Origin of the sequence: Curtobacterium sp. JUb34, from assembly GCF_003755065.1 — a bacterium.
Classification (GTDB): Bacteria; Actinomycetota; Actinomycetes; order Actinomycetales; family Microbacteriaceae; genus Curtobacterium.
The window spans coordinates 526,629-547,857 of the sequence record NZ_RJVH01000003.1 but is presented as its reverse complement, the minus strand read 5'-3'; the positions used below and the strand labels follow the sequence as shown (position 1 = coordinate 547,857).

The 21,229-nt window shown below is 70.7% G+C and carries 22 protein-coding genes; 2 read left to right on the top strand and 20 right to left on the bottom strand.

From position 1 onward, the window contains the following. Positions 1-523: 523 nt before the first annotated feature. The 9 genes from scpB to EDF63_RS13705 all read right to left on the bottom strand — a co-directional run bounded on the left by scpB (position 524) and on the right by EDF63_RS13705 (position 7,387). On the bottom strand, positions 524-1,225 hold the full coding sequence (gene scpB, locus EDF63_RS13745) for an SMC-Scp complex subunit ScpB (RefSeq protein WP_260233118.1): 702 nt from the start codon (positions 1,223-1,225) through the stop codon (positions 524-526). Then, positions 1,215-2,018, bottom strand: coding sequence for a ScpA family protein (locus tag EDF63_RS13740; RefSeq protein WP_123313547.1), 804 nt, complete (start codon positions 2,016-2,018; stop codon positions 1,215-1,217). The genes scpB and EDF63_RS13740 overlap by 11 nt, the downstream gene beginning before the upstream one ends. Continuing rightward, positions 2,002-2,877: a ParA family protein gene (locus EDF63_RS13735; protein WP_111084609.1), complete on the bottom strand. Its 876-nt coding sequence runs from the start codon at positions 2,875-2,877 to the stop codon at positions 2,002-2,004. The genes EDF63_RS13740 and EDF63_RS13735 overlap by 17 nt, the downstream gene beginning before the upstream one ends. A gap of 55 nt (positions 2,878-2,932) precedes the next feature. Then, complete coding sequence (locus EDF63_RS13730; protein WP_123313546.1) at positions 2,933-3,748, bottom strand: SseB family protein; 816 nt, start codon at positions 3,746-3,748, stop codon at positions 2,933-2,935. Positions 3,749-3,752: 4 nt separating this feature from the next. Beyond that, positions 3,753-4,499 (bottom strand): bifunctional 1-(5-phosphoribosyl)-5-((5-phosphoribosylamino)methylideneamino)imidazole-4-carboxamide isomerase/phosphoribosylanthranilate isomerase PriA, encoded by a 747-nt coding sequence (priA, locus tag EDF63_RS13725; RefSeq protein WP_123313545.1) that lies wholly within the window; start codon positions 4,497-4,499, stop codon positions 3,753-3,755. Between the two features lie 97 nt (positions 4,500-4,596). Further along, positions 4,597-5,232, bottom strand: a complete 636-nt coding sequence (gene hisH, locus EDF63_RS13720) for an imidazole glycerol phosphate synthase subunit HisH (RefSeq protein WP_123313544.1) — start codon at positions 5,230-5,232, stop codon at positions 4,597-4,599. Then, the gene (gene hisB / locus EDF63_RS13715) at positions 5,229-5,831 is read right to left on the bottom strand and encodes an imidazoleglycerol-phosphate dehydratase HisB (protein ID WP_123313543.1); all 603 of its coding nucleotides are present in this window, start codon (positions 5,829-5,831) and stop codon (positions 5,229-5,231) included. Before hisB ends, hisH begins: the two co-directional genes overlap by 4 nt. Next, positions 5,828-6,934 (bottom strand): histidinol-phosphate transaminase, encoded by a 1,107-nt coding sequence (locus EDF63_RS13710; protein ID WP_123313542.1) that lies wholly within the window; start codon positions 6,932-6,934, stop codon positions 5,828-5,830. Before EDF63_RS13710 ends, hisB begins: the two co-directional genes overlap by 4 nt. Positions 6,935-7,009: 75 nt before the next feature. Beyond that, entirely contained in the window at positions 7,010-7,387 is a 378-nt protein-coding gene (locus tag EDF63_RS13705) for a LysM peptidoglycan-binding domain-containing protein (RefSeq protein ID WP_123313541.1), read from the bottom strand. A gap of 235 nt (positions 7,388-7,622) precedes the next feature. On the opposite strand from EDF63_RS13705, the gene lexA reads away from it, so the two are divergent. Then, positions 7,623-8,267, top strand: a complete 645-nt coding sequence (gene lexA, locus EDF63_RS13700) for a transcriptional repressor LexA (protein ID WP_123313540.1) — start codon at positions 7,623-7,625, stop codon at positions 8,265-8,267. A gap of 154 nt (positions 8,268-8,421) precedes the next feature. Here the strand turns inward: lexA and hflX are convergent, their stop codons facing one another. Next, positions 8,422-9,960, bottom strand: coding sequence for a GTPase HflX (gene hflX / locus EDF63_RS13695; RefSeq protein WP_123313539.1), 1,539 nt, complete (start codon positions 9,958-9,960; stop codon positions 8,422-8,424). Between the two features lie 61 nt (positions 9,961-10,021). Here hflX and EDF63_RS13690 point away from each other — a divergent pair, with 61 nt between their 5' ends. After that, positions 10,022-10,633, top strand: a complete 612-nt coding sequence (locus EDF63_RS13690) for a class I SAM-dependent methyltransferase (RefSeq protein WP_123313538.1) — start codon at positions 10,022-10,024, stop codon at positions 10,631-10,633. 21 nt (positions 10,634-10,654) lie between these two features. Here the strand turns inward: EDF63_RS13690 and dapF are convergent, their stop codons facing one another. From dapF to EDF63_RS13640, 10 genes are all read right to left on the bottom strand, one after another. After that, positions 10,655-11,545 (bottom strand): diaminopimelate epimerase, encoded by an 891-nt coding sequence (gene dapF, locus EDF63_RS13685; protein ID WP_111084599.1) that lies wholly within the window; start codon positions 11,543-11,545, stop codon positions 10,655-10,657. Then, positions 11,542-12,453 carry a tRNA (adenosine(37)-N6)-dimethylallyltransferase MiaA gene (miaA, locus tag EDF63_RS13680; RefSeq protein ID WP_123313658.1) on the bottom strand — a complete coding sequence of 304 codons (912 nt, stop codon included), beginning with the start codon at positions 12,451-12,453 and terminating at the stop codon, positions 11,542-11,544. Before miaA ends, dapF begins: the two co-directional genes overlap by 4 nt. A gap of 79 nt (positions 12,454-12,532) precedes the next feature. Beyond that, a complete protein-coding gene (gene miaB, locus EDF63_RS13675) occupies positions 12,533-14,026 on the bottom strand; it encodes a tRNA (N6-isopentenyl adenosine(37)-C2)-methylthiotransferase MiaB (RefSeq protein ID WP_123313537.1) in 1,494 nt (497 codons plus the stop codon). A 26-nt stretch (positions 14,027-14,052) separates the two neighbouring features. Then, a complete protein-coding gene (locus tag EDF63_RS13670; protein ID WP_123313536.1) occupies positions 14,053-14,925 on the bottom strand; it encodes a regulatory protein RecX in 873 nt (290 codons plus the stop codon). After that, positions 14,922-15,983: a recombinase RecA gene (recA, locus tag EDF63_RS13665; protein ID WP_123313535.1), complete on the bottom strand. Its 1,062-nt coding sequence runs from the start codon at positions 15,981-15,983 to the stop codon at positions 14,922-14,924. Before recA ends, EDF63_RS13670 begins: the two co-directional genes overlap by 4 nt. Positions 15,984-16,267: 284 nt before the next feature. Continuing rightward, on the bottom strand, positions 16,268-16,492 hold the full coding sequence (locus EDF63_RS13660; protein ID WP_123313534.1) for a DUF3046 domain-containing protein: 225 nt from the start codon (positions 16,490-16,492) through the stop codon (positions 16,268-16,270). 111 nt (positions 16,493-16,603) lie between these two features. Beyond that, positions 16,604-16,912 carry a helix-turn-helix domain-containing protein gene (locus EDF63_RS13655; RefSeq protein ID WP_027464765.1) on the bottom strand — a complete coding sequence of 103 codons (309 nt, stop codon included), beginning with the start codon at positions 16,910-16,912 and terminating at the stop codon, positions 16,604-16,606. A 154-nt stretch (positions 16,913-17,066) separates the two neighbouring features. Beyond that, complete coding sequence (locus EDF63_RS13650; RefSeq protein WP_260233117.1) at positions 17,067-17,612, bottom strand: CinA family protein; 546 nt, start codon at positions 17,610-17,612, stop codon at positions 17,067-17,069. Continuing rightward, positions 17,609-18,253 carry a CDP-diacylglycerol--glycerol-3-phosphate 3-phosphatidyltransferase gene (gene pgsA, locus EDF63_RS13645; RefSeq protein ID WP_185021425.1) on the bottom strand — a complete coding sequence of 215 codons (645 nt, stop codon included), beginning with the start codon at positions 18,251-18,253 and terminating at the stop codon, positions 17,609-17,611. The genes EDF63_RS13650 and pgsA overlap by 4 nt, the downstream gene beginning before the upstream one ends. Before the next feature lie 5 nt (positions 18,254-18,258). Continuing rightward, entirely contained in the window at positions 18,259-21,180 is a 2,922-nt protein-coding gene (locus EDF63_RS13640) for a DNA translocase FtsK (protein ID WP_123313532.1), read from the bottom strand. Positions 21,181-21,229: the final 49 nt, after the last annotated feature.

The following is a 21,229-nucleotide window of genomic DNA, read 5'->3' as shown; positions in this document are numbered from 1 at the left end:
GCGACCCCGGTAGCCGCCACGGTCATCACGCGGCGCCGAACTGCGGTCATCGCGGCCACGGTAGCCACCGCGGTCATCACGCGGCGCCGAGTTGCCCCGGTACCCACTACGGTCATCACGCGGCGGGGCGCTGCGGTCGTCGCGCCCCCGGTAGCCGCCACGGTCATCACGCGGAGCCGAACTGCGGTCATCGCGGCCACGGTAGCCACCACGGTCATCACGGGGCGGGGCGCTGCGGTCATCGCGACCCCGGTACCCACCACGGTCGTCACGCGGCGCCGAGTTGCCCCGGTACCCACCACGGTCACCACCGCGGTCGTCGCGCGACGGGTACCCGCCACGACGGTCGTCGTCGCGCGGCGGACGTGCGCCCCCGCGGTCGTCGCGACCGTACCCGCCGGAGCGGCCACCGGCACTGGAGCCGGCCCCGCCGCGGCCGGGAGCCGAACGCCCGGGGCGATCCGGGCCTCCTGAGCGTCCGTTGCGGTCGTCTCGGTCTCGGGGCGCGCCGCGCCCCCGGTCGTCAAACCCGGCCATCGGGGATCCCTTCGTTCTGCCCGAAGCCGTCCGCACCGTCGTCCAGGAGGGGCGAGATGAGCGGCAGCTCGTCGAGCGAGTTGATGCCGAGCTGCTGCAGGAGCAGATCGGACGTGACGTAGTTGATGGCGCCGGTCTCGGAGTCGGTGAACGACTCCTCGATGAGACCGCGCGCGACCAGCGTTCGGACGACGCCGTCGACGTTGACGGCACGGATCGCCGCGATCTGGGATCGCGTGATCGGTTGCTTGTAGGCGACGACCGCCAGGGTCTCGAGCGCGGCCTGCGACAGACGCGAGGGGCGCTCGGCCTCGACGAACTGCTCGACGACGGCGTCCAGGTCCTGGCGGACGTAGAAACGCCAGCCGCCGCCGACCTCGCGGAGTTCGAACCCGCGTCGGATCGTGCCGTCGACACCGTCGAAGTCCGCGACGAGGCGCTCGATCGCCTGGCGGACGGCGGGCACCGGGGCGTCCACGGCGGCGCCGAGTGCGACGAGCGACTGGGGCTCGTCGGCGATCATCAGGATCGCCTCGAGCTGGCGGTCGAGCGGGATCGCCGGGTGCGCCTGCGGGGCGCGGTCGTGCTCGGCGCGCTCGTGGATCGCGTGCTCGATCGCGCGGGCATCGGCCATCTCGTCGGCGCCGCCGGGCTCGGCGCTGGACGCGTCGTGTGCGTCATCCGTCATAGTCGGCTCCCAGGTTGGCGAGGCTCTCGTCGGACCAGTCCTCGGCGGTCCACCGGAGCGTGAGTTCCCCGAGCGGCTCGAGTTGTTCGAACGAGATCGATGCGTTCCGGTACAGCTCCAGGATCGCGAGGAAGCGAGCCACCACGATACCCGTCTGGTCGACGCCCGCGACCAGTTCGCGGAACGAGACGCCCTCGCCGTCGCGTGTCCGCAGGATCGAGACGACGATCGCGGCCTGCTCGCGGATGCTGATGAGCGGCGCGTGCAGGTGGTCGAGACCGACCGTCGGGATCTCCCGCGGGGCGAACGCCAGCGCCGCCAGCGCAGCGAAGTCCTGCACCGACAGCGTCCACACGAGCTCGGGCGTGCGCGCGCGGAACCGCTCCTCGAGCCGGACGCTGCGGACGTGCCGACGCGACTCCACGCCCCAGCGTTCGCCGAACCAGTCGGCGGCCTGCTTGAACGCCCGGTACTGCAGCAGCCGCGCGAACAGCAGGTCGCGGGCCTCGAGCAGGGCGACGTCCTCGGCGTCCACGAGCTCACCCTGCGGCAGCAACCCGACGATCTTCAGGTCGAGCAGGGTCGCGGCGACGACCAGGAACTCGCTGGCCTCGTCGAGCTCGTCCGCCGACTCGGCCTGGCGCACGTACTGGATGAACTCCCCCGTGACCGCGCCGAGCGAGACCTCGGTGATGTCGAGCTCGTGCTTCGTGATGAGCGACAGCAGGAGGTCGAACGGGCCGTCGAAGTTGGCGAGTCGGACCCGGAACCCCGGCTCAGGCGACGGCGCCACGCTGGACGAGCTCTCGTGCGAGCTGCCGGTAGGCGTGGGCGGCGGCGTGGTCGGGCGCCGTCTGGGTGATCGGCCGCGCGGAGACCGTGGCGTCGGGGAACTTCACGGTGCGCCCGATGACGGTGTCGAGGACCCGGTCGTCGAACGTGTCGACGACGCGCTCCATGACCTCGCGCGAGTGCAGGGTGCGGGAGTCGTACATGGTCGGCAGGATGCCGTCGAGCGTCAGCGCCGGGTTGAGACGGTCGCGCACCTTGTCGATCGTCTCGATGAGCAGGGCGACACCGCGCAGGGCGAAGAACTCGCACTCGAGCGGGATGAGCACACCGTGCGCCGCGGTCAGGGCGTTGACGGTGAGCAGACCGAGCGACGGCTGGCAGTCGACCAGGATCACGTCGTAGTCGTTCGCGACCTTGCGCAGCACGCTCGCCAGGATCTGCTCGCGGGCGACCTCGTTGACCAGGTGCACCTCGGCCGCGGACAGGTCGATGTTCGCGGGGATCACGTCGAGCCCCGGGGTGTTCGTCGGCTGGATGACCTGGATCGGGTCCTTCACGGCGCCCATGAGCAGGTCGTAGACCGTGTGGATGTCGTGCGTGCGGACACCGAGACCCGCCGAGAGCGCACCCTGCGGGTCGAAGTCGACGGCCAAGACCTTCCGGCCGTACTCCGCCAGCGCTGCACCGAGGTTGATCGCCGTCGTGGTCTTGCCGACGCCGCCCTTCTGGTTGCAGAGGGCGATGATGCGCGCGGGGCCGGTGCTGTCGAGTTCCTCGGGCACGGGGAACTCCCGGACAGGACGACCCGTCGGACCGATGGAGGTCGCGCCGGTGGGGTTGGTCGTCGGGTTCGTGCTCACCCGGCCATCGTACCGGCGACGCCGCCCGGGCCGAGGCCGCACCGCCGCGCACGGCTCAGGCGGCGCGGAGGGCCACGCGCATGCTGTCGACGCGTTCGGCGATGACCGGGTCCGTCGACCACCGCTGCTGCAGCCGGCCGACGAGGTCGCCGACCTGCTCGCGGTCGAGGCCCGGGTGCAGCGCCAGCCCGACGGTCAGCTCCGGTCCGGCGAAACGACCGACCGGGTCCCCGGGGGTGAGTTCGACGCGGGCGACGCTGCGCTCCCCCACGACCGAGTCCGCGAACGCCTGGGCGACCTCGGGGTCCTCGAAGCACGGTGTCCACGGCAGGTCCTGGCCGAGCGCCCAGACCGCGGGACGGCGCAGCACGAACTCGGTGTCGGACTTCGGGTCGAGCACCACGAGCTGGGTCTCCTCGCTCGCCGCGGCCATCGCCACCCGGCGTGATTCGACGGGCACGGGCCGTGCGTCGGCGTCCCACACGTGCATCGCGTCGACCGAGGTGAACGCGGGCATCACGCTCCGCCCGTCCGGCCCTGCGACCGTCACGATCGAGAGTTCCTGGGTCTTGTCCACGACCTTGCCCGCGTCGGTCTCGCCGAGGTCACCGGCCTCGGCGATGAGAGGGATGAGCAGGCGGGCGGTGCGCAGCGCCTCGATGACCGCCGCCTGCGAGGCACCGGCGGCCAGGCCCGTGATCGCTGCGGTCACCGCAGGGTCGGCCAGACCGTCGTCGTCGGCGAAGGCGGTGTCGTGGTGGTCGAACGTGCGGCCCTCCCACGCGAAGCCGGCCGAATCCGCCGCGCCACCCGGGGTGTGCGCGTCGTCGGCGTCGGGCCCGGTTCCGCGGCCGTTGGAGATCCCCGCCACGCCGCTACTCCGAGGCGATGTCGAGCGCGGCCGGCAGCGTGAACGCCCCGGAGTACAGCGCCTTGCCGATGATCGCGCCCTCGAGCCCGAACGGCACGAGCTCGCGCAGGGCCCGCAGGTCGTCGAGTGTCGAGATCCCACCCGAGGCGACCACGGGCTGGTCCGTCCGGTCGCACACCTGACGCAGCAGCTCGACGTTCGGGCCCTGCAGCGTGCCGTCCTTCGTCACGTCGGTGACGACGTAGCGTGCGCACCCCGCGGCCTCGAGGCGGTCCAGGACCTCCCACAGGTCGCCGGCGTCCTCGGTCCAGCCGCGGCTGGCGAGGGTCGTGCCCCGGACGTCGAGCCCGACCGCGATCTGCTCGCCGTACTCGCCGATCACCCGAGCGGCCCAGCCCGGGTTCTCGAGGGCCGCCGTGCCGAGGTTGACGCGCGCGGCACCGGTCGCGAGGGCCGCCTCGAGCGAGGCGTCGTCGCGGATGCCGCCCGACAACTCGACGGACACGCCCTCGACCTCGCGGATCGCGTGCGCGATGACCTTGCGGTTGTCGCCCCGCCCGAAAGCCGCGTCGAGGTCCACCAGGTGGATCCACTCCGCGCCCTGGTCGCGCCAGGTGCGTGCGGCGGCGACGGGGTCGCCGTAGCCGGTCTCGCTGCCCGCCTCGCCCTGGGTCAGCCGGACCGCCTGGCCGTCGACGACGTCGACGGCCGGCAGCAGGACGAGGGGCGAGGTGTCGGTGAGGTCGGTCATGGTCCTGTCGGTTTCGTCGCGGTGGAGAGGGTGCGGTGTTCGGACTGGAGGCCCGTGGCGCGTCCGGCGGCGCCGTCGCGCCCGTCGCGGGCCGGGTTCAGAGCGAGCGCACCCAGTTGGTCAGCAGGCGGATGCCCGGCTCGCCGGACTTCTCGGGGTGGAACTGGGTCGCCGTGAGCGGCCCGTTCTCGACCGCGGCGATGAACCGCTGCCCGTGTTCGGCCCAGGTCAGGCCGGGAGCACGGAACGGCCCGTAGGCGTCGAGCGGGAAGTCGGTCACCCCGTACGAGTGCACGAAGTAGAACCGCTCGTCGTGCAGCCCGTCGAACAGCACGGAGTCCTCCGGCGCCTGGACGGTGTTCCAGCCCATGTGCGGCAGGACCTCGGCTTCGAGCTGCTCGACGGTTCCGGGCCACTGCCCGAGCCCCTCGACGTCGGCACCGCGCTCGATGCCCCGCGAGAACAGCACCTGCATGCCGACGCAGATGCCGAGGACGGGACGGCCGCCGGCCAGACGGTGGTCGACGATCTCGCCGCCCTGGACGCCTTCGAGCTGGTCGATGACCGCGGCGAACGCCCCGACCCCGGGCACGAGCAGCCCGTCGGCTCGGAGCGCCGCCTGCTTGTCCGAGGTCAGCGTGACGTCGGCACCGGCCCGCTCGAGCGCCTTCGCCGCGGAGTGGACGTTCCCCGACCCGTAGTCGAGGACGACGACGTTCGGCTTCGCGGTCACAGTGCGCCCTTCGTGGAGGGGATGCCGTCGACGCGCGGGTCGAGTTCGACCGCCTTGCGCATCGCTCGCGCGAACGCCTTGAACTCGGCTTCGGCGATGTGGTGCGGGTCGCGACCCCCGAGCACGCGGACGTGCACGGTGATGTCGGCGTTGAACGTGATCGCCTCGAACACGTGGCGGATCATCGACCCCGTGAAGTGCCCGCCGATCCGGTGGAACTCGAACCCGGCCGGCTCGCCGGAGTGCACGAGGAAGGGGCGCCCGGAGACGTCCACGACCGCCTGGGCGAGCGCTTCGTCGAGGGGCACGAGGGCGTCGCCGTACCGGCCGATGCCGGAGCGGTCGCCGAGTGCCTGCTTGAGGGCCTGGCCGAGCACGATGCCGGTGTCCTCGACCGTGTGGTGCACGTCGATGTCGGTGTCACCCGTCGAACGCACGCGGAGGTCGATGAGCGAGTGCTTGCTGAACGCCGTCAGCATGTGGTCGAAGAACGGCACGCTCGTCGAGATGTCGGACGAGCCGGTGCCGTCGAGGTCGAGCTCGAGTTCGACGCTCGATTCGCTCGTCCTGCGGCTGATCGAGGCGGTGCGGGCGGTCATGCCCCAACCCTAACCGGCGGCTGCTCGGCGGCGACCTGGCGCATGGCGTCGAGGAACGCGGTGGTCTCCTCTTCCGTTCCGGCGCTCACCCGCAGGTGGTGCGGGATGCCGAGGTCGCGCACGATGACGTCCCGCTCGAGCAGGGACTCGAACGCGGCGTGCGGGTCGGCGACCCCACCGAACAGGACGAAGTTCGACCACGTCTCGTACGTCCGGTAGCCCATGGCCTGCAGCTCCGTCACCATCCGGTCGCGCTGCTGCTTGATGTCGTCGACCATCGCGAGCATCTCGGGCGCGTGGCGCAGCGCCGCGACGGCCGCAGCCTGCGTCAGGACGGAGAGGTGGTACGGCAGCCGGACGAGCCGGAGGGCGTCGATCACGGCGGGGTGCGCGGCCATGTACCCGACGCGGGCGCCGGCGAAGGCGAACGCCTTGCTCATGGTGCGCGAGACGACGAGACGCTCACGACCCGGCAGCAGCGTGAGCGCGCTCGGGACGTCGGACGGCATGAACTCGGCGTAGGCCTCGTCCACCATCACGATGCCGTCGGTCGCGGCGTACGCGGCCTCGATCGTCTCGATCGGCAGCGGCGTGCCCGTGGGGTTGTTCGGCCCGCACAGGAACACGATGTCCGGCTGGTGCTGCTCGATCGCCGCCACCACGGTCTCCGGCGAGATGCGGTACTCGTCGTCGCGCTCCGCCGGGATCCAGGTCGTGCCGGTGCCGGACGCCAGGATGGAGTGCATCGAGTAGGTGGGCGGGAACCCGAGGACCGTTCGGCCCGGGCCGCCGAACGCCTGCAGCAGCTGCTGGAGGACCTCGTTCGACCCGTTCGCTGCCCACAGCTGTTCTGCCGACAGGCTGTGCCCGAGGTAGCGAGCCAATGACTCGCGGAGCTCGGTGAACTCGCGGTCCGGGTAGCGGTTGACCATTGCCAGCGCCTGTCGGATCGAGGCAACGATGTCGTCAGCCACGTCGTCCGGCACCGGATGCGTGTTCTCGTTGACGTTCAGCTGGACGCGGACGTGCTTCTGCGGAGCGCCGTACGGGCTCTGACCGCGGAGGTCGTCTCGGATCGGGAGGTCTTCGAGCGTGAATGCCACCGATCCATCGTAGGCCGCTGAGCGCGACCCGTGACCAGCCGTCTGGACGGGACTGCCCACCACGACTGGCGGCGACTACTGGCCCGAGGTGTACTTCGTCGGGATGGCGATCTGCTCGCCGGCCTGCAGCCCCGAGCCGTCGAGGGCGTTGAGGCTGATGACGTCCTGCACGAAGTCGCGCGGGTCGGCGTTCGGCGCGGTGTCCTCAGCCAGCTGCCAGAGCGTCTCGCCCGGCTGGATGGTGACGGTGTCGAAGTGCGTCCGGGCTCCACCGGCGGCGGCGTCACCGGCGGACGCCTGCCCGCCGTTCAGGACGAAGAAGGCGACGACGATGAGGAGAGGGAGTGCTGCGAGCGTCGTGAAGACGATGCGCCCGCGGCGCGTCAGGCGCAGGCGGACGCGTGCGGCGGGGGCCGCGGTGCGCTGGATGTCAGCGATGGCGATGGTGCTCATGTCGTTCTTGCCTTCCCGTTCGGGTGAACCGAAGTCGTGTACCGAACATAGTTTCGAATCGGACGTCGCACAAGTCCTGGGAGAGGATTTCTGCGGGGTTTTCTTGCGACACGCTCGAACAGGTGTTTGTCCGGGGTTGACCGGTCGGATACTGTTTCGATCGACTGGGACAAGTCAAGCGGGGACCACCGACATTCCCGCCACGGCCGCTCAGCACCGACGAAAGCGAGACGACGTGGTGGACGAACTGCGGGGCCAGAAGCCGCTGACCGCGAAGCAGCAGACGATCCTCGACGCCATCCGTGCGTCCATCGCCTCGCGGGGGTACCCGCCGAGCATGCGCGAGATCGGCGACGCGGCCGGGCTGTCCTCGTTGTCGAGCGTGTCCCACCAGCTCGGCCAGCTCGAGCTCGGCGGTTGGATCCGCCGTGACCCCAACCGCCCTCGCGCGCTCGAGGTCCTGGTCGACGAGCCGACGCCCGACGTCACCGGACCCGACGTCGACGCCACCACGCTCGTCCCCCTGGTCGGCCGGATCGCCGCCGGTGTGCCGATCACCGCCGAGCAGCACGTCGACGAGATCGTGCCGCTCCCCCGTCAGCTCGTCGGTTCGGGCGACCTCTTCATGCTCAAGGTCGTCGGCGAGTCGATGATCGACGCCGCGATCTGCGACGGCGACTGGGTGGTCGTCCGCTCGCAGCAGACCGCCGAGAACGGGGACATCGTCGCCGCGATGCTCGACGAAGAGGCGACCGTCAAGGTCTTCCGCCAGCGCGACGGTCACACGTGGCTGCTCCCCCGCAACACCGCGTTCGAACCGATCCTCGGCGACGCGGCATCGGTGCTCGGCAAGGTCGTCGCGGTCCTCCGCTCCCTCTGACCCGCGCACAACCAAGATCGGCTCGAACCACGAGATCTCGTGGTTCGAGCCGATGTGCGTTGTGCGGCGTTGAACGGAACCGCGGCCGGACCGGACCCGCGTGGCGGACGCGGGGCGGGCCTCCCGGCCGTCAGCCGTCAGCCGTCGCCGTCCGTCAGGACGAGACGGGGGCGACCACGTACGGGTCGAGCTCCGCGACCTGGCGCTGGAAGACGCGCACGCGCAGGCGCGTGCCGTCCTCCACGTAGTCGACGGACTCCACCGCACCGGTGTCGTGCAGCGTCGACACCAGGTCGCCGCGGTCGTACGGCACGACGACCGTGAGCTCGACGTCGGGCTCCGGCAGGCGGTCCTCGATGACGCGGAGCAGCTCGTCGATGCCCTCGCCCGTGCGCGCCGACACGAAGACCGCGTCCGACGCCAGGCCGATGAGCACCAGACGCTGGGCGTCGTCGATCAGGTCGGCCTTGTTGAACACGACGATCTCGGGGATGTCGTGCGCACCGACGTCGCCGATGACCTCGCGCACGGTGGCGAGCTGCGCCGCGGGGTCGGGGTGCGAGCCGTCCACCACGTGCACGATGACGTCGGCCTCGCCGACCTCCTCGAGGGTGGACCGGAACGCCTCGACCAGCTGGTGCGGCAGGTTCCGGACGAAGCCCACCGTGTCCACGAAGGTGAACTCGCGGCCCTTGGTGCTCTCGGTCCGGCGGACCGTGGCGTCGAGCGTCGCGAACAGCTGGTTCTGCACCAGCACACCGGCGCTCGTCAGGCGGTTCAGCAACGAGGACTTCCCCGCGTTGGTGTAGCCGGCGATCGCGACGCTCGGCACCTCGTTGCGGTGCCGGTCGGCGCGCTTCGCCTCGCGCGCGGGCCGGAACCCGGCGATCTGGCGGCGGAGCTTCGACATGCGGGTGTGGATGCGACGACGGTCGAGCTCGATCTTCGTCTCACCGGGGCCACGGGACCCCATGCCGGCACCGCCGGAGACCTGGCCACCGGCCTGCCGGGACATCGAGTCGCCCCAGCCGCGCAGTCGTGGCAGCAGGTACTGGAGCTGCGCGAGCTCGACCTGGGCCTTGCCCTCCCGGGTCTTCGCGTGCTGGCTGAAGATGTCGAGGATCACGGCCGTGCGGTCGATGACCTTGACCTTCACGACGTCCTCGAGCGCACGGCGCTGCGACGGGGCGAGCTCGGTGTCCGCGATCACCGTGTCGGCGCCGGTGGCCTTGACGACCATCGCGAGTTCTTCGGCCTTGCCCTTGCCGAGGTAGGTCGCCGGGTCGGGGTTCGGCCGGCGCTGCAGGAGTCCGTCGAGGACGACGGCGCCCGCGGTCTCGGCCAGGGCGGACAGCTCGCGCAGCGAGTTCTCGGCCTCTTGCGCATCGCCGTGCGGGTACACGCCGATCAGGACGACCTGTTCGAGCCGCAGCTGGCGGTACTCGACCTCGGTGACGTCCTCGAGCTCGGTGGAGAGGCCGGCGACGCGGCGCAGGGCCGCCCGGTCCTCGCGGTCGTACTGGTCGCCGTCGCCGTCCCAACTCGGGTCGTCGACCGAGCGGGTCTGGATCGCCTGGGCGGGGGCGAAGATGGACGATGCTGCGCGGTGGTCGGCGTTGCGCAACACCCGTTCGACGACACCGTCTGCGCTGTCGTCGTTGGTCTGGTCGTTCTGCTGATGGGTATCCGTCATCCTGTCCACAGGGTACCTCCGGCGGCCCTCGGACACACCGGGTTCCCGCTACGGTTCATCCATGGCGAACGACCACTACTTCTCCGCGAACCCGTCATCGGACACCCGCGAACGCCAGATCGACGTCACCCTCGCCGGCCGGCCGCTCACGCTGACCACCGCGGCCGGGGTCTTCAGCCCGGACGGCCTCGACCGCGGCACGCGCGTGCTGCTCGGTGCCGTCCCGCCGCCCGCGCACGACGGCGCCCTGCTCGACATCGGCTGCGGCTGGGGGCCGATCGCGATCACGATGGCGCTGCACTCCCCCGACGCCCAGGTGTGGGGCGTCGACGTCAACGAGCGCGTGCTCGGACTGGCGCATGCGAACGCCGAGGCAGCCGGCACCGCCAACGTCACGATCGCCCTGCCCGATGACGTGCCGGCCGACCTGCGGTTCCGGACGATCTGGTCGAACCCGCCCATCCGCGTCGGCAAGGACGAGCTGCACGAGATCCTGCTGACCTGGCTGCCCCGGCTCGAGGTCGAGGGCGACGCCTGGTTGGTGGTGTCGAAGGACCTCGGGGGCGACTCGTTGCAGAAGTGGCTCGTCGGCGCGCTCGGCACCGGGTTCCACGTCGCGCGGGCGTCCACGGACAAGGGGTTCCGCGTCATCCGCGTGCGCCGGACGGCGTAGGGACGGCACCGAGCGCCGGCGTCAGACCGTCAGGTCCCCGGAGAACACGAGCTCGGCCGGCCCGGACAACGACACGTGCTCGCCGTCCTCCGCCGCGAACATCCGAACCGTCACGACCCCGCCCGGCACCCGGACGCGCCAGGTGTCCGGCGCGCCGGAGCCCACCCAGTACCGCGTCGCCAGGGCCGCTGCCACCGCACCGGTGCCGCACGACAGCGTCTCGCCGCTGCCCCGCTCGTGCACCCGCATTGTGATCTCGCCGACGCCGTCGTTGATGAGTGGGTCGCCGGGCAGCACGAACTCGACGTTGGCGCCGTGTTCGGGCGCCGGGTCGAGCACCGGCAGGAAGGTCAGGTCGAGGTCGGCGAGTTCGTCCTCGGTCGCGACGGCGACGACGACGTGCGGGTTGCCCACGTCGATGCCGATCCCGGGACGAGCACCGTCGAGGTTCTTGGCGCGCACCATGACGTCGTCGGAGCCGCCGTCCTCGATGCCGAGTCCCCACCGGCCGAGGTCGGCAGCGAAGCCGTTCGTGGTGCGCTGGATGTCGACGAGGCCCTTGCGGCTGCCGACGGTCAGCGTCTCGCCGGGCGCCAGCTCGACCAGGCCGGACTCGGTCAGGTAGCGCGCGAACACCCGGATCCCGTTGCCGCACATCTCGGCGACCGTGCCGTCGGCGTTGTGGTAGTCCATGAACCAGGTCGCCGCGGGTTCGACGGCCACCAGGGCGCGCCCCTCGGGGATCGCCTCGGACCGCACCGCACGGATCACGCCGTCGCCGCCCACGCCGAAGCGTCGGTCCGCGATCGCGCGGATCCGCTCGGGTGTCAGGTCGACGGTGGCGTCGGGGTCGGCGAACAGGACGAAGTCGTTGCCGGTCCCCTGGCCCTTGGTGAAGTGCAGCTCGGTCACGGGACGATCCTACGGGCCAGTTCCGACAGGTCCCCGCGGCCCGCTCCGGTGACGTCGAGCGTCTCGGCGTCGACGTAGCGGCGGAACCAGGACACCTGCCGCCGCGCGTACTTGCGCGTCGCGATGCCGGTCGCCTCGACCGCGGCCTCGACCGTGGAGCTCCCCCGCAGCACGTCGAGCGCCTGCGAGTACCCGATCGCGGCCCGCGCGGTCCTGCCCTGCTCGATGCCCTGCTCGCGCAGCGCTGCGACCTCGTCCACGAGCCCGGCGGCAAACATGCCCGCCGCGCGCGCGTGCAGCGCCGCGACGAGTTGCTCGCGGTCCCGTCGCAGGTGCAGGATCCGGGACGGTCGCCACGCGCGGGGCGCGGACGGGAGGCTCGGGGTCACGACCTCGGATCGGCTCGCGATCTCGAGTGCGCGGATCAACCGCCGTGGGTTGCGTGCGTCGATCGTCGCTGCGGCTGCCTCGTCCATGCCGCGCAGCCGTTCGAGCAGGATGCCCGGACCGAGCTCGTCGTGCTCGCGTTCGAGCCGCGCGCGGAGTTCGGGGTCGGTGCCGGGGAACGCCAGGTCGAACAGCACCGACGACACGTAGAGCCCGCTGCCGCCGACGAGCACGGCGACGCCGCCGTCGGCACGGATCCGGTCGACCTCGGCTCGGGCAGCCACCTGGTAGGCGGCGACGCTCGCCTCGTCGGTGACGTCGAGCACGTCGAGTTGGTGGTGCGGGATGCCGTGCCGTTCGTCGAGCGACAGCTTCGCGGTGCCGATGTCCATGCCGCGGTACAGCTGCATGGCGTCGGCGTTGACGATCTCGGCGTTCCGGCCGGCGGCGCGGAGGCGCTCGGCGATGGCGATGCCGAGGTCGGACTTGCCCGTCCCCGTCGCACCGACGACCGCGATCAGGTCGGTGTCGGTCGCGTCGCGGGGGTGCCCGTGGTCCGGGACCGGGTCGCGCCCGAGGTCGTCCGGTCCGACGAGGGCTTCAGCGCCCGACACGGAGCGTGGGCAGCCCGAGCGACACCGGGCGTGGGCCGTCGCCGGGCGCCGCCGGCGTCGGCACACCGCAGCTCTCGGCCTCGGCACGGTCCCAGGCATCACCCGCCCGGGTGCGTCGGATGCGCAGCGGAGCATCGTCGTCGGCGATGAGGAAGTGCGGAGCAGCCCGGGTGATCTGGACGGTGACGACGTCACCGGGGCGCGGGACCGCGGAACCCTCCGGCACGGCGAAGTGCACGAGCCGGGAGTCCTCGGCGCGTCCGGACAACCGGCGGGTGGCTTCGTCCTTCCGCCCTTCGCCCGTCGCGACCAGCACCTCGACGCTCCGGCCGACCTGCGTCGCGTTCTCCTCGGCGGTGATGCGTTCCTGCAGGGCGACGAGCCGCTCGTACCGCTCCTGCACCACCTGCTTCGGCAGTTGGTCGTCCATCGTCGCCGCGGGGGTGCCGGGGCGGATCGAGTACTGGAACGTGAAGGCGCTGGCGAACCGTGCCTGCTCCACGACGCGGAGCGTGTCCGCGAAGTCCGCTTCGGTCTCGCCGGGGAACCCGACGATGATGTCGGTGGAGATGGCAGCGTTCGGGATCTTCGCGCGCACCCGGTCGAGGATGCCGAGGAACCGCTCGCTCCGGTAACTGCGGCGCATCGCCTTGAGCACCCGATCCGAGCCGGACTGCAACGGCATGTGCAGCTGCGGCATCACGTTCGGGGTCTCGGCCATGGCGTCGATGACGTCGTCGGTGAAGGCCGCCGGGTGCGGGCTCGTGAAGCGGATGCGCTCGAGGCCGTCGATGGTGCCGGCCGCGCGCAGCAGCTTGCCGAAGGCCTGGCGATCGCCGAACTCGACCCCGTACGAGTTCACGTTCTGTCCGAGCAGGGTGACTTCGATCGCACCGTCGTCCACGAGCGCCTGGATCTCGGCGAGGACGTCGCCGGGGCGGCGGTCCTTCTCCTTGCCACGGAGCGACGGGACGATGCAGAACGTGCAGGTGTTGTTGCAGCCGACCGAGATCGACACCCACCCACTGTGGGTCGAGTCGCGCTTGGTGGGCAGCGTCGACGGGAACACGTCGAGCGCCTCGAGGATCTCGATCTGTGCTTCGTCGTTGTGGCGTGCACGCTCGAGCAGGGTCGGCAGTGACCCCATGTTGTGGGTGCCGAAGACGACGTCGACCCACGGCGCCTTCTCGAGGATGACGTTCTTGTCCTTCTGCGCCAGGCACCCACCGACGGCGATCTGCATGCCGGGGTGGTCGCGCTTGATGCCGGCGAGCTGCCCGAGGTTGCCGTACAGGCGGTTGTCGGCGTTCTCGCGCACAGCACAGGTGTTGATCACGACGACGTCGGCCTGCTCGCCATCCGCCGCCGTGTAGCCCGCCGCCTGCAGCGACCCGCTCAGTCGCTCGGAGTCGTGGACGTTCATCTGGCACCCGTAGGTGCGGACTTCGTAGGTGCGCTGGCGCGCTGCGACGGTGGCCATGGTCGTCCCAGTGTAGGTCGGGGCGACTACTCGAAGCGCACGGTCCCGCGGCCCGTCGGAGGCCGACGTCCGCCGCCGTCGAGGGCACGCTGGACGGCGATCCGCACCACGCCCGAGCCGTAGCCCTTGCGCATCAGGAAGCCGGACAACCGACGCTCGGCGGTCGCTCGGTCGAGCCCGCGCATCTGCGGCGCGCGCTTGTCGGCGAGCTCCTGGGCGCGGATGAACTCGTCGTCCTCGTCGTCTGCTGCTTCGTCGAGCGCGGTGTCGATCGCGATCTGGTCGATGCCGCGTCGCCGGAGCTCGGTCACGACGCCCTGCCGCCCCAGACCCTTGCGGGCGTGCAGGCGGTCCACCAGGTCGGTGGCGAGCGCGACGTCGTCGAGCAGCCCGACGCGGGTCAGGCGTTCGATCTCGTGCTCGACCACGTCGGGGTCGAGGTCCTGCTGCGTGAGGAGCGTCCGCATCTCGGACTCGCTCACGCCCTTGCGACCGAGCGCGCGCATGCTGAGCCGCTCGGCGTCGGCACGCTGTTCGTCGAGCGGACGAGGAGCATCCGCAGGGTCGAGTTCCCCGCCACCGGCGATCGAGAAGACCGATGCCGTGGTGGCGTCCGCGCCGTCGTCGGCGTAGCGGTCCTGCTCGGCCCGAGCGCTCCGGCCGGACCCGTCACCGATGACCGGCGAGACCCAGTCCGCCTGCGCACGCGGCCCGCGGATCGGCAGTGGGACGGGGGTGTCCGCGTCGTCCTCGAGCACGGGATCCGGGACGTCGGACAGCAGCCGCTCGGGCGTGGGAGGAGAGGTGGGCTCCGCAGGTGCCGGGGCCCGACGACGGGACCTCGCACCGAACAGGTCGGTGACCGGTGCGAGGCCGTCGTCGTCGTGGTCGGTGCTCACGCGCCCTTGCGCTCCGCGAGCTTCGGCGCGATCGACTCGACCGGGGCGTCCTCGGCCTTGGCACCGCCGACGCCGAGCTTGGCGAGGATCTTGCCTTCGATCTCAGCAGCCGTGTCCGGGTTCTGGATCAGGAAGGAACGCGAGTTCTCCTTGCCCTGCCCGAGCTGGTCACCGTCGTAGGTGTACCAGGCACCCGACTTCTTGACGATGCCGTGGTCGACACCGAAGTCGAGCAGCGAGCCTTCGCGCGAGATGCCGACGCCGTACAGGATGTCGAACTCGGCCTGCTTGAAGGGCGGCGCCATCTTGTTCTTGACGACCTTGACGCGCGTGCGGTTGCCGACGGCGTCGGTCCCGCTCTTCAGCGTCTCGATGCGACGGATGTCGAGGCGGACGGACGCGTAGAACTTCAACGCCTTACCGCCAGAGGTGGTCTCCGGGGAACCGAAGAACACACCGATCTTCTCGCGCAGCTGGTTGATGAAGATCATCGTGGTCTGCGTCTGGTTCAGCCCACCGGCGAGCTTGCGCAGGGCCTGTGACATGAGGCGGGCCTGCAGACCGACGTGGGAGTCGCCCATCTCGCCCTCGATCTCGGCGCGCGGCACGAGTGCGGCGACGGAGTCGATGACGATGAGGTCGATCGAACCGGAACGGACGAGCATGTCCGCGATCTCGAGCGCCTGCTCGGCGGTGTCCGGCTGCGACACGAGCAGGGCGTCGATGTCGACACCGAGCTTCTTCGCGTACTCCGGGTCGAGCGCGTGCTCGGCGTCGATGAAGGCTGCGATGCCACCGGCGCGCTGGGCGTTGGCGATGGCGTGGATCGTGAGGGTCGTCTTACCCGACGACTCCGGACCGTAGATCTCGACGATGCGGCCGCGGGGCAGTCCGCCGATGCCGAGCGCGACGTCGAGCGCCACCGACCCGGTCTGGATGACGTTGACAGGGGCGCGTTCGTCCGAACCGAGGCGCATGATCGCACCCTTGCCGAACTGCCTGTCGATCTGTGCGAGTGCGGTCTCGAGGGCCTTTTCGCGGTCTGCCGGTGATGGCATGGGGTGCTCCTTCGTGCTCGTGTTCGGCCGCCTGTAGGCTGTCGCGTCCACGCCGGCCGGTGGTGCAAGGCCGATGGTTCTGCGACAAGGCTTCGGGCTGTTCCCGATGTCCATCAACCTATGGCTGGCCACCGACATCACTGCCGACGGTCACGCGATCTGTGGATGGAACACCCGGGCGACGCCGCTGTGGAGGAACGTACCACCGATCGAACACCCGTTCGAGCAACACGCCGAACAGAGTTTCGGGCGACGGAGCCAGCGCGATCGGAGGAGCACGCGCCTCAGTTCTGCGGTTCGGCCAGCCCCTTGCCGTGCCGCCGGTCCAGCGGGACGTCCTGCGAATCACACAGCGCGTCCCACACCCGGCGGGCGTCGATGCCGGCGTCCAGTGCGTCCACGGCCGAGCGGCCACCGAGGTCCTCGAGCACGACGTCACGGGTGACCACGGATCCGTAGGCCTCGCCGAACACCTGGTCGACGGCACGCCAGAACTCACTCACCCGCATCCGCCAAGCCTAGAGCGTCCGCGAACGCAGGGCCTCCCCGCACGCGCAGTACCCCCTGACGCAGAACGCCCCCGCCGGGAGGTTCCGGCGGGGGCGTTCAGTGCGAGGCGCTCAGCGCACCGCGAGGTCGTTGTCGAACTCTGCGACGAGGTCGTCCGGGAGCGTGTCGGGGACGGGAGTGAGTCCCTCGACGATCGCGAGACGGTCGCCCACCTCGCGCATGATCGTGGAGATGGGGGTGTCCAGCGCATCCGCGACGGACGCGAGGATCTCCGAGCTGGCCTCTTTCTGACCACGCTCGACCTCACTGAGGTACCCGAGGGCCACACTGGCCTTGGACGCGACCTGACGGAGGGTCCGGCCCTTCTGCAAGCGGAAGTCCCGAAGCACATCGCCGATTTCCTGACGAACGAGAACCATGAGAACTCCTCCTCTCTGTCGTCTCCGCGCCCGCCCGATCCGGAGGATCGAGTTCGGGTTCAGCAACTTTAGCGTTGCCGGTTGAAGCATGCTAACCAGGCTGGCTGCCGTCCTGCTGGAGATTGCGTGAGATGTAACCCAGTGGAAACGGGACCTATTCCCGGCCCCGGACCACGGACGACATCCGTGTCAGGAGTTCGGAGACGGACGCCGTCCGGATTGCACCGCGGTCCCCGTCGAGGTGGAGTTCCCAGGCAGTGGCGCCGTCCGCCGACGCGATCCCGACGAACACGGTGCCGACGGGCTTGCCGTCCTGCGGGTCCGGCCCCGCGACGCCGGTCGTGCTGATCCCCCACGTCGCCGGCTCGCCGTCGACGGACAGCGCGGTCCGGACACCGGCAGCCATCTGCCGCGCGACCTCCGGGTCGACGGCGCCGTTGGCGGCCAGCAACTCGGCCGAGACCCCGAGCACGCTGTGCTTGACGGGCGTCGCGTAGGCCACGACTCCCCCGCGCACCGCGGCGCTCGCCCCCGGTACGCCGACGAGCGTCGATACCACCGATCCGCCGGTGAGCGACTCCGCCACGGCGACGGTCTCACCGCGACGCGTCAGCTCGGCGACCAGGGACTGCGCGATCGCGTCGACCGTGTCGGCCGGACCGGGAAGCACGGTGCCGGTCGCGTCGTCGGCGTGCGTCACGCGGTGGTCCGGTTGTGCTTCCACGCCTGGTACAGGTAGTCGATGCCGCTCAGCACGGTCGCCAGGAAGGCGGCGGTCATCAGGATGCCGTTGACCCAGTGCGCCCAGGCGCCGACGAGCTCCCACCACGGGAACAGTGCCGCCGTCAGGGCGACGGCCTGCAGCACGGTCTTGATCTTGCCGCCGCGGCTGGCCGGGATCACCCGGTCCGAAAGCACCGCGAAGCGGAACACCGTGATGCCGATCTCGCGCACCATGATCAGGACGGTCACGTACCAGGGCAGCTCCCCGAGGATCGACAGGGCGACGAGCGCGCCGCCGATCAGGACCTTGTCGGCGATGGGGTCGACGAGCTTGCCGAAGTCGGTGACCAGGTTCTGCCGGCGGGCGATGATGCCGTCGGCACTGTCGGTGACGATCGCGACGACGAAGACGACCGCGGCCCAGATGCGCAGTGGGCCGTCGTTGCCGGCGTCGGCGAGGAGCAGCACGAAGAACAGCGGCGCCATCAGAATGCGCACCACGGTGATGATGTTCGCGACGTTCGCCGTCGATGCGGGGCCGGGGCCCTTGCGGAGCAGTCGCCCGCGCCAGGGGAACTTCGCGCCGTGTGTCGTGTCCGTGCCGTCCGAGGCGGTCATCGCCTTCACTCCCTGCCCGTCAGTCCCCACGCGTCCTCATCGGGCTCGTCGTGCACTTCATCGTACCCGCGGGTCATGTCACCCACGGGGTCGGCGCCGTAGCGGTCGCCGTCGTCACTCGGACCGGGCGCGGGGGCCACGGGCGCCGGAGCGGCGGGCGGCTCCTCGCCACGGAGCTTCGCGAGCACCGCGGGCAGCTGGTCCGCGGTGACGAGCACGTCGCGGGCCTTCGACCCCTCGGACGGCCCGACGATGTCGCGGGACTCCATCAGGTCCATCAGGCGACCCGCCTTCGCGAAGCCGACACGGAGCTTGCGCTGCAGCATCGAGGTGGACCCGAACTGCGTCGAGACCACCTGCTCGACCGCCGCGAGGAGCAACTCGAGGTCGTCGCCGATGTCGGCGTCGATCTCCTTGCGCTCGACCACGGCCTGGACGTCCTGGCGGTACTCGGGCTGGGCCTGCCGCGTGACGTGCTGGACGACCTCGGCGACCTCGCCCTCCTGCACCCAGGCACCCTGCACGCGCAGGGACTTCGACGACCCCATCGGGAGGAAGAGCGCGTCGCCCTGGCCGATGAGCTTGTCCGCACCGGGCTGGTCGAGGATGACGCGGGAGTCCGTGACGCTCGTGACCGCGAAGGCGATGCGGGACGGCACGTTCGCCTTGATCAGGCCGGTGATGACGTCCACCGACGGACGCTGCGTCGCGAGCACCAGGTGGATGCCGGCTGCACGGGCGAGCTGGGTGATGCGGACGATCGACTCCTCGACGTCGCGCGGGGCGACGAGCATGAGGTCGGCGAGCTCGTCGACCACGACGAGCAGGTACGGGTACGGCTTGAGCTTCCGCTCGCTGCCCGCCGGCAGGACGATCTCCTCGTTCTCGATCGCCTTGTTGAAGTCGTCGACGTGGCGGAACCCGAACGACGCCAGGTCGTCGTACCGCATGTCCATCTCCTTCACGACCCACTGCAGCGCTTCGGCCGCCTTCTTCGGGTTCGTGATGATGGGCGTGATGAGGTGCGGGACACCCGCGTAGATCGAGAGCTCGACGCGCTTCGGGTCGACCAGCACCATGCGAACCTCGGACGGCTTCGCGCGCATGAGCAGCGACGTGATCATCGAGTTGATGAAGACCGACTTGCCGGAACCGGTCGAACCGGCGACGAGCAGGTGCGGCATCTTCGCCAGGTTCGCGACGACGAAGCCGCCCTCGACGTCCTTGCCGACGCCGATCGTCATCGGGTGCTTCGACTTGCGCGCGGCGTTCGAGCGCAGCACGTCGCCCAGGGACACGATCTCGCGGTCGGTGTTCGGGATCTCGACGCCGATCGCGCTCTTGCCGGGGATCGGCGAGAGGATGCGGACCTCGTTCGAGGCGACGGCGTAGGACAGGTTCTTCGACAGCGCCGTGACCCGCTCGACCTTGACGCCCGGACCGAGCTCGATCTCGTACCGCGTGACCGTCGGCCCACGGGAGAACCCGGTGACCTTCGCGTCGACCTTGAACTCGGTGAGCACACCGGTGATGGCGGCGACGATGTCGTCGTTCGCCTGACTGCGGGCGACCGAGGGCGTGCCGGAGCTCAGGGTCGTGGCGGCGGGCAGGCGGTACGGCTTCGACGGGTCCTCGTCGGACCCGGCTGCGGCCGCACTCAGCTCGGCGGCGGCGTCGTCCGGCTCGTCGACGACCTCGGGTTCGGACAGGACCGCAGGCACCGCCGGTCGGATGTCGGCGGTCGGTTCCGGACGCGCGGGGACGTCGGTGCCGAACGCCCGGAGCGCCTGCTCGGCGTCCTGCAGGTCCTGCTCGACGGAGTCGTTGAGGTTGACCGACGCGGGCTCGGCGGGTGTCAGGTCGACCAGGCCGGCCGCGGCGCCGGCGTTCGGGTTCGTGGTCGGTGCGGCCGCCGCGGGAGCAGCCGCAGCCGTGGGCGGGGCCGTCGGAGCGACACCGGTCGCCGGGGGCAGGACGGGGCTGTCGTACGCCGGGTCCTCTTCGCGCCCGGACTTGTTCCGGCGCCACCACGGCACGTTGTCGCCGTCCGCCGCGCCTTCGGCAGCGGCCTGCTCGTCGCCGAAGCCGAGGTCGTCGAACAGCTGGAAGTCGGTGTCGCTCTTCTTGCCGCGCTTCGACGTGCGGGTGCGGGTGGCGGGCTCGGCCACGGCCGCGGCAGCCTCGGGCTCGGCAGCCGGGGCCGGCGCACCGAACAGGTACGCGTACAGCTCGTGCAGGCGACGACCGACCTTGTTCGGCGGCGTCTTGGTGATGATGAAGAGCGAGAGCACGAGCAGCACGATCGCCACCGGGACCGCGACCCACGCGGTCGCGATGGTCACGAGCCAGCCGATCACGACCCAGCCGAGCACCCCGCCGGCCGCGGCCAGCGCGGGCATGCCGTCGGCTGCGCTCGGCTGACCACCGAAGACGTGGCAGAGCGAGGCGATGGAGACGAGCAGGATCCCCAGGCCGATGCCGATGCGGGTGTTGTCGTGCACGGAGGCCGGGTGCCGGAACAGCCATCCGGCGAAGACGATCATGATCACCGGCAGCGCGAACGCCAACCGGCCGAACAGTCCACCGAACGTGTAGGCGTCGAGTGCGACGGACACGTCGTTCGTCGGGTTGAGCCACTCGACGACCGCGCCGGCGATGGCCAGCACGAACAGCAGGAACGGGAACCCGTCACGCCGCTGGTCCTTCTCGAGCGACTCCTTGCCGAGCAGTCGGAACACCGCGCCGACACCGTGCGCCATCGCGAGCCAGAACGTCACGAGCGGGTTCTGCTCGCGGAACACCGGTGTCGGTGCCGCCTGCGGCAGCTTCTTCGTCGTGGCCTGGGTGCGCGACGAACCGCGCGTCCCGTTCCCACGGGACGACGTGGACGCGCGCGAGCGCGTGGTCGACTTGGTGCCTCCGGCCATGGGCAGAACCCTAATCCCCTCCCAGGACAAACCAAGGGAGGCCCGCCGC